The sequence below is a fragment of the Gandjariella thermophila genome (assembly GCF_005405885.1).
Lineage (GTDB): Bacteria > Actinomycetota > Actinomycetes > Mycobacteriales > Pseudonocardiaceae > Gandjariella > Gandjariella thermophila.
Genome location: NZ_BJFL01000001.1, coordinates 396,011 through 409,311, shown reverse-complemented (window position 1 = coordinate 409,311; position 13,301 = coordinate 396,011). Strand labels below are relative to the sequence as shown.

Annotated in this window: 14 protein-coding genes and 2 pseudogenes; 14 read left to right on the top strand and 2 right to left on the bottom strand. The window is 73.5% G+C overall.

The features are described from left to right. Positions 1-250, bottom strand: a pseudogene (locus FFT21_RS01935) (hypothetical protein); the annotation flags it as partial. 763 nt (positions 251-1,013) lie between these two features. Here FFT21_RS01935 and FFT21_RS01930 point away from each other — a divergent pair. The 14 genes and pseudogenes from FFT21_RS01930 (at position 1,014) to FFT21_RS01865 (ending at position 10,926) form a co-directional block, all read left to right on the top strand. Continuing rightward, positions 1,014-1,631, top strand: a complete 618-nt coding sequence (locus FFT21_RS01930) for a D-sedoheptulose-7-phosphate isomerase (protein WP_225978025.1) — start codon at positions 1,014-1,016, stop codon at positions 1,629-1,631. Between the two features lies 1 nt (position 1,632). After that, entirely contained in the window at positions 1,633-1,860 is a 228-nt protein-coding gene (locus tag FFT21_RS01925; RefSeq protein ID WP_137811939.1) for a HypC/HybG/HupF family hydrogenase formation chaperone, read from the top strand. A gap of 23 nt (positions 1,861-1,883) precedes the next feature. Then, positions 1,884-2,510 (top strand): annotated as a pseudogene (locus FFT21_RS01920) (D-sedoheptulose-7-phosphate isomerase); the annotation flags it as partial. A gap of 227 nt (positions 2,511-2,737) precedes the next feature. Then, complete coding sequence (locus FFT21_RS01915; protein ID WP_137811937.1) at positions 2,738-3,373, top strand: DUF6084 family protein; 636 nt, start codon at positions 2,738-2,740, stop codon at positions 3,371-3,373. After that, the gene (locus FFT21_RS01910; RefSeq protein ID WP_192909340.1) at positions 3,370-4,821 is read left to right on the top strand and encodes a hypothetical protein; all 1,452 of its coding nucleotides are present in this window, start codon (positions 3,370-3,372) and stop codon (positions 4,819-4,821) included. The genes FFT21_RS01915 and FFT21_RS01910 overlap by 4 nt, the downstream gene beginning before the upstream one ends. Next, on the top strand, positions 4,818-5,336 hold the full coding sequence (locus tag FFT21_RS01905) for a hydrogenase maturation protease (RefSeq protein WP_137811936.1): 519 nt from the start codon (positions 4,818-4,820) through the stop codon (positions 5,334-5,336). Before FFT21_RS01910 ends, FFT21_RS01905 begins: the two co-directional genes overlap by 4 nt. Before the next feature lie 4 nt (positions 5,337-5,340). Beyond that, on the top strand, positions 5,341-5,613 hold the full coding sequence (locus FFT21_RS01900) for a HypC/HybG/HupF family hydrogenase formation chaperone (RefSeq protein WP_137811935.1): 273 nt from the start codon (positions 5,341-5,343) through the stop codon (positions 5,611-5,613). A gap of 12 nt (positions 5,614-5,625) precedes the next feature. Beyond that, positions 5,626-6,753 (top strand): hydrogenase formation protein HypD, encoded by a 1,128-nt coding sequence (gene hypD / locus FFT21_RS01895; protein ID WP_137811988.1) that lies wholly within the window; start codon positions 5,626-5,628, stop codon positions 6,751-6,753. Continuing rightward, positions 6,750-7,841 (top strand): hydrogenase expression/formation protein HypE, encoded by a 1,092-nt coding sequence (gene hypE / locus FFT21_RS01890; protein ID WP_137811934.1) that lies wholly within the window; start codon positions 6,750-6,752, stop codon positions 7,839-7,841. Before hypD ends, hypE begins: the two co-directional genes overlap by 4 nt. A 5-nt stretch (positions 7,842-7,846) precedes the next feature. Beyond that, positions 7,847-8,176, top strand: a complete 330-nt coding sequence (locus FFT21_RS01885) for a hydrogenase maturation nickel metallochaperone HypA/HybF (RefSeq protein ID WP_137811933.1) — start codon at positions 7,847-7,849, stop codon at positions 8,174-8,176. Between the two features lie 2 nt (positions 8,177-8,178). After that, positions 8,179-8,871, top strand: coding sequence for a hydrogenase nickel incorporation protein HypB (gene hypB, locus FFT21_RS01880; protein WP_137811932.1), 693 nt, complete (start codon positions 8,179-8,181; stop codon positions 8,869-8,871). A 210-nt stretch (positions 8,872-9,081) separates the two neighbouring features. Continuing rightward, positions 9,082-10,149, top strand: coding sequence for a lysylphosphatidylglycerol synthase transmembrane domain-containing protein (locus FFT21_RS01875; RefSeq protein WP_192909339.1), 1,068 nt, complete (start codon positions 9,082-9,084; stop codon positions 10,147-10,149). 97 nt (positions 10,150-10,246) lie between these two features. Beyond that, positions 10,247-10,516 (top strand): ribbon-helix-helix protein, CopG family, encoded by a 270-nt coding sequence (locus tag FFT21_RS01870; RefSeq protein WP_137811930.1) that lies wholly within the window; start codon positions 10,247-10,249, stop codon positions 10,514-10,516. Next, on the top strand, positions 10,516-10,926 hold the full coding sequence (locus FFT21_RS01865; RefSeq protein WP_137811929.1) for a type II toxin-antitoxin system VapC family toxin: 411 nt from the start codon (positions 10,516-10,518) through the stop codon (positions 10,924-10,926). Before FFT21_RS01870 ends, FFT21_RS01865 begins: the two co-directional genes overlap by 1 nt. 58 nt (positions 10,927-10,984) lie before the next feature. On the opposite strand, the gene hypF is transcribed toward FFT21_RS01865, so the two are convergent. Beyond that, positions 10,985-13,294, bottom strand: a complete 2,310-nt coding sequence (hypF, locus tag FFT21_RS01860; protein WP_225978024.1) for a carbamoyltransferase HypF — start codon at positions 13,292-13,294, stop codon at positions 10,985-10,987. Positions 13,295-13,301: the final 7 nt, after the last annotated feature.

Below are 13,301 nucleotides of genomic sequence, written 5' to 3'. Positions count from 1 at the left end.
GCAGCACGCCCGGGTCCACCGCCAGCGCGACCCGGCCCCCGATGATGGCCCCGTCCCCGCGCCCGGCCGCCCGGGACAGCCAGGACGCGGCACGCCCCAACCCCACCGCGGCCGAAGCACGCAGCCCCAGGCGCGGCGGCTTCGCCCCCGCCACCCTGTCCGTGGTGGCCTGACCGCTGGTCAGCAACCCCGACCCCGCATCGATCGACTCCTGCCCGGCGGCCGCCTCCCGGCCGCCATTCGCGGGCATTCTCTCCTACCGCACCCACACCCCGCCGACCGCGCATCCCCGGCGGCCCTTCGGCGCCATGGCGGCTACGCCATGTGACCGTTCTCGGAACGATCTGTCATACACCCTGGTGAGGGCGGCGGTGTCGATTGGCGGCCTGGCTGAGGATGGTCGGGCGCCGATGCCGGCACCGAACGGCCATCACCCTATGGGTGTAACCCCGACCATGCCATCGGGGGCCGAGCGGGGTGGCGGGGGAGGTGCGCGGTGGGCAGTCGGGGGGCTGCTGCCCACCGCGGCACCAGGAAGGGCTGCACCGTCGCGCCGGTGTCCGCCTCCCCGCGGAGGTGTCGACCGGCCGTGCGGCGGTGCCCCTCGGCGACCCCGAACCCCTCGCTCCTTCGCCGGGGCGCCGCGCTTCACCCATCGAGAGCTGCGAGCGTACCGTTACTCTGCGGTGAACTGATTACGCCACCCGGATGAACATTGCGCGGAATCGCCCATCCGAAGGATGGCTACACACACCGAACCGGGTGTCTCTCCGCGATCAACCGCCGGCCGGCGCGACGCCCGGGCGCGCCGCAGCCGCCGGGACGAGCCGTGAGCGGCCGGACGGGCGAGCGGTGCGCGGGCGAGGCCGGCGGTGCCGCCGCACCGGCGCCCGGCGGCGGGCACGGCCGACCGGTCGCTCGCCCGGAGGGTTCTGCGGCGTCCGGCTGGTCCGGCCTCCGGCCCAACCGTACGGTGAGGCGGCCATGACAAGGCCGTTCGGGGGGAGCCGTCCGTGGAGCCGTCGACCGTGCACGCCGCCCAGGCGCGGGAGCTGTTCGACCGGCGGATCGCGCCGGTGGAGGGCGTCGCCGCGGACGCCGACGCGGTCGCCGCGGCCTGCCATGCGATGGCCGCCCGGTTCCACCGCGGCGGCAAGCTGATCGTCTTCGGCAGCGGCGGCCCGACCACCGACGCCCAGCACGTGGCGGTCGAGTTCGTCCACCCGGTGATCGTGGGCAAGCGGGCGCTGCCGGCGATCTCGCTGACCACGGACGCGGCCACGGTGACCGGGGTGGCCGAGGAGGTCGGCGTCGCCGAGGTGTTCGCCCACCAGATCCGCCACCTCGCCGAGCCGGTGGACATCGCGCTCGGCATCTCCGCGGACGGCCGCTGCCGGGGGGTGCTCCGCGGCCTGGCCACCGCGCACGACATGGGGCTGCTCACCGTCGCGCTGTGCGGCGGCGACGGCGGCTCGGTGGCGGCGGCACCCGCCGTGGACCACGTGATCGTCGCGCGGTCCGCCGACCCGCGGATCGTCAAGGAGATCCACGTGACCGTCTACCACGTGCTGTGGGAGCTGGTGCACGTGTTCCTGGAGCAGCCCGGTGCCCTGACCCCGGAGGTGGTCTGACGTGGCCGGTTCCGACCGCACCGCCGACTGCGCCGACGAGGTCTGCGTGACGTGCTCGGACGAGGCCGTGCCGGTGCGGGTGACGCGCCTGCTCGACGACGACCTCGCCGCGGTGCACACCGGCGCGGGCGAGGAGGTGGTCAGCGTGGCCCTGGTGGACGCCCGGGTCGGCGACACGATCCTGGTGCACGCCAAGGAGGCCATCGCGGTACTGGGACGGTCGTCGTGACCCGGCAACGCGCCACCGACCCGATGGCCTCGCTGTACCCGTTCCTCTACGCGGACCGGGGTGACACGGACGCCGTGCTCACCGAGGTCCAACGGTCCACAGTAGACAAGATTCGGGAGATCACCGAGCTGCGCGGCCACGTGGTGGCCCGCGAGGCGGAGCGGCTCGCCGCGTGCGCCGCGGACATGGCGCGGGCGTTCGCCTGCGGCGGCCGGCTGTTCGCGTTCGGCAACGGCGGCAGCGCCACCGACGCGCAGGATCTGGCCAGCCTGTTCCTGCACCCGGGCCGGGGCGCGCGGCCACTGCCCGCCTTCGGGCTGACCAGCGACGTCGCCGTGCTCACCGCGCTGTCCAACGACGTCGGCTTCGACGTCGTCTACGCGCGGCAGATCGCCGCGTTCGCGCGCCGCAACGACATCGCGGTGGGGCTGTCCACCAGCGGCAACTCGGAGAACCTGCTGCGCGGCTTCGACGAGGCGCGCCGCAGGGGGCTGCTCACCGTCGGGATCGCCGGCGCGGACGGCGGCCGGATGGCCAGCTCGGCGAGCATCGACCACCTGTTCGTCGTGCCGTCCACCTCGGTGCACCGCATCCAGGAGGCGCAGACCACGGTCTACCACGTGCTGTGGGAGCTGACGGTGTCCGCGCTGCCGTCCGATCCGGCGCTGGGCGGCACCGCCCCCGGCGGCGGGGCGCACGGTCTCGGCAGCGGCGAACAGGACGGCATGGGCGGCGGCGGGAACGACAACGGGGAGGCGCTCACCGAGGAGTGACGAACCGGATCCCGCTCCGGCAGCACCGGCACGCCCCACGCGGCCGGGCGGGGGCCTGCTCACCGACTCGGCCACGAGCGCCGCGCTTGAGCTCTGGGGGTGTCATGACGGATCTGTCTTTCGACTGCGTCGATGTCGCACCGCAGCGGCTCGCGGCCGCGCCGACACTGCTGTTCCGGTTGCGGATCGGCGCACCGAGCGGGCTGCGGATCCACGCGATCGCGCTGCGGGTGCAGATCCACATCGAGCCGCGGCAGCGGGAGTACTCGGCGGAGGAGGGCGAACTGCTCGGCCACCTGTTCGACGAGCCGGGCCGGTGGGGGCAGCCGCCGCAGTCGCTGGAACTGGCCAACACCTCGATCATGGTGCCCGGCTTCGTCGGCAGCACCGAGATCGAGCTGCCCGTGCCGTGCACCTACGACCTCGAGGTCGCCGCCGGCAAGTACCTGCACGCGCTCGAGGACGGCGCGGTGCCGATGGTGCTGATGTTCTCCGGCACCGTGTTCGGCCGCGGCGACACCGGGTTCTGGGTGGAGCAGGTGCCGTGGCGGCACCGCACCGCCCACCGGATGCCGGTGCGGGTGTGGCGGGAGCTGATGGACCTGTACTTCCCGGACGCGGCGTGGATCCGGGTGCACCGGGACACCCTCGACGCGCTGCTGCGCTACAAGGCCGGCCAGTCGCTGCCGACCTGGGACACCGCGCTGGCCAGCCTGCTGCCGCAGGACGCGACCCCGTGAGCGGCCCGGTGCCGGACCGTGGCGCACCGGACCTGGCGGCGGCGCTGGACCGAGTGGCCGCGGTCGCGGACGCGGTGCTGTACGAGGGCTACCTGCTCTACCCGTACCGGGGCACGGCGGCGAAGAACCAGGCCAGGGCGCGGTGGCAGTTCGGTGTGCTGGTGCCGCCCGGCTACGCCGAGGCCGGCACCGGCGAGCACGACTCGGCGCGCACCGAGTGCCTGCTCGAGCCGGACCCGGATCGGGCGGCGCGGGCCACGCTGCACGTCCGGGTCCGGTTCCTGCAGGCCCAGGCCAGGATCGTGCAGCGGGCCGAGCCGGGCGGCCGGTTCGTCTCGGTGGACGCGCTGCGGGTGGCCGGGGTCGATGCGGTCACCTGGGACGAGGCGGTGGAACGGCAGGTCGACGCGGCGGTCGGGGTGGCCGACCTGGTGGCCGAGGCACGCACCGTGCCGTTCACCCTTCCCGGCGGCCAGGACGTGGCGGAGCTGCGCGAGCTGTCCGGTGAGCTGCGCGGCCGCGTCGTCCGCCAGCGGCACCCGCTGTCCGGCGAGCTGCGGCTGTCCGCCGAGCCCGTGCCGGCGGCGCGCGAGCTGCTGCGGATCCGCGCCGAGGTGGCCAACACCTCGCCGTGGCGGGATTCGCGCGCGGGTCGGGACGAGGCGCTGCGCCACTCGCTGATCGCCGCGCACACCGCGCTGGCCGCCACCGGCGGCGGGTTCCTGTCCCTACTCGACCCGCCCGGATGGGCCGGGGACGCCGCGAGGGCGTGCGTGAACCGCAACGCTTGGCCGGTGCTCGGCGGGCCGCCCGGGTGCCGGGACGTGGTGCTGTCCGCGCCGATCGTGCTCTACGACCACCCGACGGTGGCCAGCGAGAGCCCCGGCGACCTGTTCGACGCCACGGAGATCGACGAGTTGCTGGTGCTGCGCACGCTCACCCTCACCGACGAGGAGAAGCGGCAGGCGCGGGCCACGGACGCGCGGGCCGCGGAGATCCTGGACCGGGTGGAGAGCATGCCGCCGGAGGTGATGCGGCGGCTGCACGGCACGGGGCGGGTGCCCCGGGTGAGCTCACCGACCGGGCCGGCCGTGCCGGACCCGCGCGCGGCCGGCACGGGGCCGCCGCCCTGGTGGGACCCGGTGGCCGACGCCGCGGTGCGGCCGGAGGCGAACAGCGTGCTGGTCGACGGCGTCGAGGTGCGCCGGGGCAGCCGGGTCCGGTTGCGCCCCACCGGCGGCTCCGACGCGCAGGACATGTTCGTGGCCGGCCGGACCGCCACGGTGCACGCGGTGTTCCTGGACTGCGACGACGAGCACTACCTGGCGGTCACCCTGGACGACGACCCGGCGGGCGAGATAGCCCGCGCGAACGGCCGGTTCCGCTACTTCGCGCCCGACGAGGTGGAGCCGATACCGGCCGGCGAGCACGGGGAGGTGTCCCGGTGACCCCGCGGGTGCTGGTCGCCGGGATCGGCAACATCTTCCTCGGCGACGACGGGTTCGGCGTGGAGGTCGCCCGCCGGCTGGCCGAGCAGCCGCTGCCGGACTGGGTGCAGGTCGCCGACTACGGCATCAGCGGCATGCGCCTGGCCTACGACCTGCTCGGCGGCTACCACACCACGATCCTGGTGGACGCCGCCGCCCGTGGCGGCCAGCCGGGCACCGTCTACCTGATCGAACTGGACCGCCGCGCGCCCGCGCCGAAGGCCTGCGCCGCCGCCGTCCACGGGGCGGGCCCGGCCGGGCCGGCGCCGAAGCCGTCGGTGGACGCCCACGGGATGACGCCGGACGCGGTGCTGGACCTGCTCGCGCTGCTCGGCGGGGACGCCGGGCGGGTCCTCGTGGTCGGTTGCGAACCCGCCGACACCAGCCAGGGCATCGGCCTGTCCCCGCCGGTGGCCGGCGCGGTGGACGAGGCCGTCCGGATCGTCCGCGAACTAATCGACCGAAGGATGAGGTGATCCCATGTGCCTCGGTATCCCCGGGGAGGTGGTCGAGGTGCTCAGCGACCGGCCGGACCTGGCCATGGTCGACGTCAGCGGCGTCCGCCGGGCGATCAACATCGGCCTGCTCACCGAGGACCCGCCGAAGGCGGGGGAGTGGGTGCTGGTGCACGTCGGCTTCGCACTGTCCAAAATCGACGAAGCGGAGGCCCGGTCGGCGCTGGAGTTCCTGGAAAGCCTCGGCCAGGCGTATGCGGACGAGTTGGCGGCGCTGCGTGAATCCCGGATCGAGTAGGCGGTGACGACCATGCGTTTCGTCGACGAGTACCGCGACGCGGACAAGGCCAGGGCGCTGGCCGCCCGGATCGCCGCGCTGTGCGAACCGGGCCGGCAGTACCGGTTCATGGAGGTGTGCGGCGGCCACACGCACACCATCTACAAGCACGGCCTGGAGGACTACCTGCCGGAGACCGTCACCCTGGTGCACGGGCCGGGCTGCCCGGTGTGCGTGATCCCGATGGGCCGGGTGGACGACGCCGTCCACATCGCCCGCCAGTCCGAGGTCATCCTCACCTCGTTCGGCGACATGATGCGGGTGCCCGGCGGCGAAGGGTCGTTCTTCGACGCCAAGGCGAACGGCGCGGACATCCGGATGGTGTACTCACCGCTGGACGCGCTGAAGCTGGCCCGGCAGCACCCCGACCGGCACGTGGTGTTCATGGCCATCGGCTTCGAGACCACCGCACCGTCCACCGCGATGACCGTGCTCCGCGCGGCCGCCGAGGGCATCACGAACTTCTCGGTGTTCTGCAACCACGTGACCATCATTCCGGCGATCAAGGCCATCCTGGACTCGCCGGACCTGCGGCTGGACGGGTTTCTCGGGCCGGGACACGTGTCCACCGTGATCGGCGCCCGGCCGTACGAGTTCATCGCCGCCGAGTACGGCAAACCGCTGGTGGTCGCCGGGTTCGAGCCGCTGGATTTGTTGCAGTCCATCTACCTGCTGCTCAAGCAACTCTCCGAGGGTCGGGCCGAGGTGGAGAACCAGTACCGCAGGGTGGTGCCGTGGGACGGTAACCCGGTGGCGCTGCGCGCGGTGGCCGAGGTGATGGAACTGCGGCCGTACTTCGAGTGGCGCGGCCTCGGCTTCATCTCGCACTCCGCGCTGCGCGTCCGCGACACCTACGCCGCGTTCGACGCCGAGCGCCGGTTCACCGTGCCCGGCGTGCGGGTCGCCGACCCGAAGTCCTGCCAGTGCGGCGAGGTGCTCAAAGGCGTGCTCAAACCGTGGGAGTGCAAGGTGTTCGGCACCGCCTGCACGCCCGAGACGCCGATCGGCACCTGCATGGTGTCCCCGGAGGGCGCCTGCGCCGCCTACTACAACTTCGGCCGGTTCACCCGGAGCCGGGTCAAGGAGGCGACCGCGCGATGAACCCGCGGCTTCCACAACTGGACCGGGAGCAGCAGGTGCTGCACCGCATCGAGCGCGCCCGGCAGCGCGCGGCCCGGATCCGGGAGGACCGGATCACCCTGGCGCACGGCTCCGGCGGCAAGGCCAGCCGCACGCTGGTCGAGGCGGTGTTCCTGGCCGCGTTCGGCAACCCGCTGCTGGAGCCGCTGGAGGACGGTGCCGAGTGCACTGTGGACGGTGCGAGGCTGGCCTTCACCACCGACTCCTATGTGGTCTCCCCGCTGTTCTTCCCCGGCGGGGACATCGGCGACCTCGCGGTCAACGGCACCGTCAACGATCTCGCCGTCACCGGCGCCCGGCCGCTGCACCTGTCCGCCAGCTTCATCCTGGAGGAAGGGTTCGAGGTCGAAGCGCTCACCCGGATCGCGGCGTCCATGCGGGCCGCCGCCGATGCGGCCGGCGTGCAGATCGTCACCGGGGACACCAAGGTGGTGCAGCGCGGCAAGGCGGACGGCTGCTACATCACCACCGCCGGGGTCGGCCTGCTGGACCGGCCGGTGCGGCTCGGTGTCGTCCATGCCCGGCCCGGCGACGCGATCCTGGTGTCCGGGCCGATCGGCGAGCACGGCGTCACCATCATGCTGGCCCGCGGCGAGTTGGACATCCACGCCGAACTCGCCTCGGACACCGCGCCGGTGCACGGCCTGGTCGCGCACCTGCTGGACCGCACCACCGGGGTGCGCGCGATGCGCGACGCCACCCGGGGCGGGGTGGCCACCATCCTCAACGAGATCGCCACCGCCGCCGGGGTCGGCGTGGTGGTGGACGAGGACGCCATCCCGGTGCGCACCGAGGTCCGCGGTGCCTGCGAGTTGCTCGGCATCGATCCGCTGTACGTGGCCTGCGAGGGCCGGATCGTGGTCGTCGTGGACGGCGCGGAGGCGGACACCGCACTCGCCGCGCTGCGCGAGCACCCGCTCGGCGAGGCGGCGGCGATCGTCGGCCGGGTCACTGACGACCAGCCGGGCATGGTGCTGCTCAACACCGGTTTCGGCGGCACCAGGGTGGTGGACCTGCTGGTCGGCGACCCGCTGCCGCGCATCTGCTGATCAATATGCACGAGTTGGCGATCACGCAGGGCGTGGTGGACGCGGTGACCGAGCGGCTGGGCGACACGCGGGTGAGCCGGGTGGTGCTGGAGATCGGCCGGCTGTCCGGGGTGGCGGTCGAGTCGGTGCGGTTCTGCTTCCCGCTGGTCGCCGAGGGCACCCCGCTGGCCGGTGCCCGGCTGGACATCGTCGAACCGCCCGGGCGGGGACGCTGCCGGCGCTGCGGGCGGGAAACCGAACTGGTCGACCCGCTGGCGGTCTGCCCGTGCGGCAGCGCGGACCTGGAACTCACCAGCGGCCGGCAACTGCTGGTCAAACGTGTGGAGGTGGCCTGATCGTGTGCGGAACCTGCGGCTGCGATGACCCGGCGGAGACCAGGACGGTGCTGCTGGAGCAGGACGTGCTGGCCAAGAACGACCGGCTGGCCGACCGGAACCGGGCCTGGTTCGCCGAGCACGGCGTGCTCGCGGTGAACCTGATGAGCTCGCCGGGGGCGGGCAAGACCACGCTGCTGGAGCGGATGGTCACCGACCTCGGCGGCGAGCTGGCCATCTCGGTCGCCGAGGGCGACCAGGCCACCCGGATCGACGCCGACCGGATCCGCGCCGCCGGCGGCAACGTGGTCCAGATCAACACCGGCACCGGCTGCCACCTGGACGCCGAGATGCTGGCCGGCGCGCTGCCGGTGCTCGACCCGCCGCCCGGTTCGGTGCTGCTCGTGGAGAACGTCGGCAACCTGGTCTGCCCGGCGCTGTTCGACCTCGGCGAGCGGCACCGAGTGGTGATCATGTCGGTGACCGAGGGCGAGGACAAACCGGTCAAGTACCCGCACATGTTCCGGGCCGCCACCCTCGTCCTGGTCAACAAGGTGGACCTGCTGCCCTACGTGCCGTTCGACATGCCCCGGTTCGTGGACGCCGCCCGCCACGTCAACCCCGAGGTGGACGTCCTGCCGGTGTCCGCCACCCGCGGCGACGGCCTCGACTCCTGGTACGCCTGGCTGCGCCGCGCGGTCCCGACCGCGGCGTGACCCCGGTGTCCGCGCTGAGCTGATGATCCACCTGGTCCGATGCCGGGTGGCGCCTAGCATGGGTGCGGTGAGCCTCCCGGGGACGATCCTCCGCGTACGCCCCGTTCGGGGCTGCTCGTGCATGCCGGATTGGCGGGCACTGGTGACGGACCGTGTCGGCGTGCCGGCCGGTGCCGGCGCGGCGGCCGTACACGAGCGGAGTCACCGGCGGTGAGCGCCTGGCGGGGGGTGGTCCGGGCGCGCTGGCGGCAGGCCGCGCACTGGGTGATCGTGGTCGCGGCCGTCGCCTACCTCGCCTGGAAGGTGCCCGGATTCGTCGGCGACATCACCCACTCGGGGCGAACGCTGGAGAACGTGCGCTGGCACTGGGTGGCGGTCGCGGCGGTGTGCAGCCTCGGCGCGCTCGGCCTGTACGGGGAGATGCACCGGCAGTTGCTGCTGGTCGGCGGGGCGCGCCTGACGGTGCGCACGGTGCAGGGCATCAACATCGTGGAGAACGCGGTGTCCAGCACGATCCCCGTGGTCGGCGGCGCTGGGGCGCTGGTCTACGCGATCGACCAGTTGCGCCGCCGGGGCGTCGACGCGGCGCTGGCGTCCTGGTCTGTGCTGGTCGCCGGGTTGATCGACACGCTGACGCTGGTGGCGCTCGGCGCGCTGGTGCTGGGCTGGTCCGGGCGGATCGGCTTCGGCGCGGGCGTGGGGTTCGCGCTGCTCGTGGTGGCCTTCGCGGTCGCCGGCTGGGCGCTGCTGACCCACCCGGCGGTGCTGCGGCGCGGCCTGCACGAGGTGCTGGCGCTGGGCAGCCTGCTGCCGGGCCTGTGCCCGCCGTGTCGGGACGCCTGGCGGACGCGGACCGAGCAGGCGGCGCGGCGGCTGTCCACCCGCATCGCGCTGCTGCGGCCGCACGCCCCGCGGTGGGTGCTGCTGATCCTGCTCGCGGTCGGCAGCTGGCTGCTGGACTACCTGGCGCTCACCGCCACCGTCGCGGGGGTGGGCGCCTCGGTGCCCTGGCCGGTACTCGCGGTGGGGTTCCTCATCGTGCAGGGCAGCATCGCGCTGCAGATCTTCCCGGGCGGCGCCGGACTCGCCGAGACCGGGCTGCTCGGCGTCATGCTCGCCGCCGGCGTCCCCGCCGCGCCCGCCGCGGTCAGCGTGCTCACCTACCGGGCCATCACCTGGCTCGGCCTGTCCGCGCTGGGATGGGGCATCTACGCCACATGGATCCACACCAGCCCCATCCACCTACACCGGCACGCACCCGAACTCAGCCATGCGTGAGCCGACGCCACCGTCTACTCCCTGGCCACGATGTGCGCCTGTGAACGGTCAGATGCGACAGTACCGCTCGCGGTATTGATTTGGTACCATCTGTGCCGTGGCGATGAACCTGCGGCTGGGGCCTGACGCGGAAGCAGCGTTGCGGGCCGAGGCGCGGCGCACCGGGCGCTCCCAGCAGGACATCCTGCGCGAGGCGGTCGGGAGATATCTCGGGCTGCTGCCGAGCCAGGTCGGCGACACCGATCCTCTGATCGCCCAGGGCAAGGTCGCGCCGCCGCGGCTGCCGTTCCGCGACGTGCGACCGCGCCTGCACCTCGAGCCTGGCGAGAGCAGCCTGGACCTGCTCGAGCGCGACGATCGCGTCTGATGCGCGTCTACCTGGACAGCAGTGCGTTGCTCAAGCGGGTCATCGCGGAGTCCGAGTCCGAGGATCTGCGGGCCGCCCTCCGCCGTCACGCCGACGAGCGTGCCGTGCTGCTGTCGTCCCGGCTGGCGGCGATCGAGGTCAGTCGTGCGATCCGCACGCGGTTCGACCTCGGCTACGTGGCCGCGGCGGATTTCGTCGACGACGCCATGTCCGGCATTGCCGAATACCCGATCGGGGACGAGGTCGTCAGCCTCAGCCAGCGCCTGAATCCGAACCGGCTGCGTTCCCTCGACGCCATCCATGTCGCGTCCGCGATGCTTCTCGACGCGGACCTCCTGATCACCTACGACGACCGGATGGCTGAGGCCGGGCAGCAGAACGGGCTGCGTCCCGCCGCCCCCGGGCGCTGATACAGTCCGCCGGCAACACGGTCGCGCGGTCGTCCGATCCGAGCCGGGCCAGCCTTCGTCAGCCAGGTGTGACCTCGCCGGTGGCCGCGACGGTCGGGCAGTCCCGGTCGCGGGCGGCCGCGACCGCCGCCTGGCCGAGGCTGATGCCTCCGTCGTTGGGTGGCACCCGGGAGTGCACCAGCACCCGCATGCCGGCGCCGGCGAGGCCGTCGACGGTGCGGCGCAGCAGCAGCAGGTTCTGGAACACGCCGCCGGACAGGGCCACCACATCCACGCCGGTCGACTCGCGGAGCCGGGCGCAGGTGCGTACGACCGCGGCGGCAACGCCGTTGTGGAACCGCGCCGCGATCACCGGCACGGCCACGCCCCGGCACAGGTCCTCGGCCGCCGCCCGCACGGCGTCCACTCCGGACAGCCGCAGCGGCGAGCCGGGCAGCGTGCCGATCGGGTAGCCGCCGCGCTCGTCGCGGTCGGCCCGCTGCTCCAGTTCGATGGCGGCCTGGCCCTCGTAGGTCACCGTGTCGCGGACGCCGAGCAGCGCGGCCACCGCGTCGAACAGCCGGCCGGCGCTGGAGGTGAGCGGGGCGTGCAGCCGCTGCCGGGCCAGCCCCGTGACCGCGTCCCACTGGTCGGCGTTGCGCCGCCGCACGGCCAGCCGTGCCGGCGGCCGACCGGCGTAGCCGTGGTCCAGGTAGGCGGCGGCCATCCGCCACGGCGCCCGGATCGCCGCCGACCCACCCGGCATCGGCATCGGGTCCAGGTGCGCCAGCCGGCGGAAACCGGCGAGGTCGGCGAGTAGGAACTCGCCGCCCCACAGCGTGCCGTCGGTGCCGTAGCCGAGGCCGTCGAAGGCCACCCCGAGCACCGGCCCGGCCTCGCCGTTGTCGGCCAGGCAGGACGCCACGTGCGCGTGGTGGTGCTGCACACCGACGACGTCCACATCGGGCAGTTCGAGCGCGTACTTGGTGGACAGGTACTCGGGATGCAGGTCGTGCGTCACCACCTCGGGCCGCACGTCGAACAGGTTGAGAAAGTGGCTGATCCCCTCGGTGTAGGAGCGGAGCGTGGCCGCGTTCTCCAGGTCGCCGACGTGGTGGGAGACGTAGGCCCGGTACTCCTTCGCCACGCAGAACGTGTTCTTCAACTCGGCCCCGCAGGCCAGCACCGGCCGGGGGAACGGCCACGGCACGGTCAGCGGTTCCGGGACGTATCCGCGGGAACGGCGCACCAGCATCTCCCGGCCGCGGAACGGCCGCGTCACCGAGTCGTCGGTGCGCACGTGGATCGCCCGGTCGTGGGTGAGGAACGCGTCGGCGATGCCGGCCAACCGGGCGAGGGCGTCCTCGTCGCGGTGTGCGATCGGCTCGTCGGAGACGTTGCCGCTGGTCAGCACGATCGGCCGGGCGACTTCGCCGAGCAGCAGGTGGTGCAGCGGGGTGTAGGGCAGCATGATGCCGAGTTGCCGGTTGCCCGGTGCGACCGACGCGGCGATGCCGGTGCCGGCCCGCCGGTCCAGCAGCACGATCGGCCGCCGCCGGCCGGTCAGCAGGCGTTCGGCGAGTTCGTCCACGTGGCACACCCGGCTCGCCTCGTCCAGGTCGGCGACCATCACCGCGAACGGCTTGTCCTCGCGGCGTTTCCGGGACCGCAGGGCAGCCGCCGCCGCCTCGCTGGTCGCGTCCACCGCGAGGTGGTAGCCGCCCAGCCCCTTCACCGCCAGAACGTGTCCACTGTGGAGCATTTCGGCGGCGTCCCGGACGGGATCGCCGTCTCTTTCCTGCCCGCCGGCGTCCACCAGGCGCAGCCGCGGTCCGCACGCCGGGCAGCAGGTCGGCTGGGCGTGGAACCGCCGGTTCGCCGGGTCGTGGTACTCGGCCGCGCACTCGGCGCACATGGCGAACCCGGCCATCGTGGTGAGCGGCCGGTCGTACGGCACGCCGCGCACGATGGTGAACCGCGGGCCGCAGTTCGTGCAGTTGACGAACGGGTAGCGGTACCGCCGGTCGGTGGGGTCGGCCAGTTCGCGCAGGCAGTCCGCGCAGGTCGCCGCGTCCGCGGACACCGGCGTGCGGCGCGGCCCGCCCGCCTCACTGGGCACGATGACGAACTCGCCCGCCCCGGTCGGCGCCGCCTCGGTGACCACCAGCCGCTCGATCACAGCCAGCGGCGGCCGGTCACGCTCCATCGCCGCCAGGAACTCGGCCACCGCGGAACGGGCGCCCTCGGCCTCCACGAACACGCCGGACACGTCGTTGCCAACCCGGCCGGCCAGGCCGTACCGGGTGGCCAGGGCGTGCACGAACGGGCGGAAACCGACGCCCTGCACGATGCCCTCGACGCGCACCTCCACCCGGACGCACGACTCCACCCACACA

What these genes read in the sequence shown, in the direction of transcription:
- FFT21_RS01900 (WP_137811935.1), top strand. Translation starts at nt 5,341, where the DNA reads ATGTGCCTCGGTATCCCCGGGGAGGTGGTCGAGGTGCTCAGCGACCGG.
- FFT21_RS01915 (WP_137811937.1), top strand. Translation starts at nt 2,738, where the DNA reads ATGACGGATCTGTCTTTCGACTGCGTCGATGTCGCACCGCAGCGGCTC.
- FFT21_RS01865 (WP_137811929.1), top strand. Translation starts at nt 10,516, where the DNA reads ATGCGCGTCTACCTGGACAGCAGTGCGTTGCTCAAGCGGGTCATCGCG.
- hypD (WP_137811988.1), top strand. Translation starts at nt 5,626, where the DNA reads ATGCGTTTCGTCGACGAGTACCGCGACGCGGACAAGGCCAGGGCGCTG.
- FFT21_RS01885 (WP_137811933.1), top strand. Translation starts at nt 7,847, where the DNA reads ATGCACGAGTTGGCGATCACGCAGGGCGTGGTGGACGCGGTGACCGAG.
- hypE (WP_137811934.1), top strand. Translation starts at nt 6,750, where the DNA reads ATGAACCCGCGGCTTCCACAACTGGACCGGGAGCAGCAGGTGCTGCAC.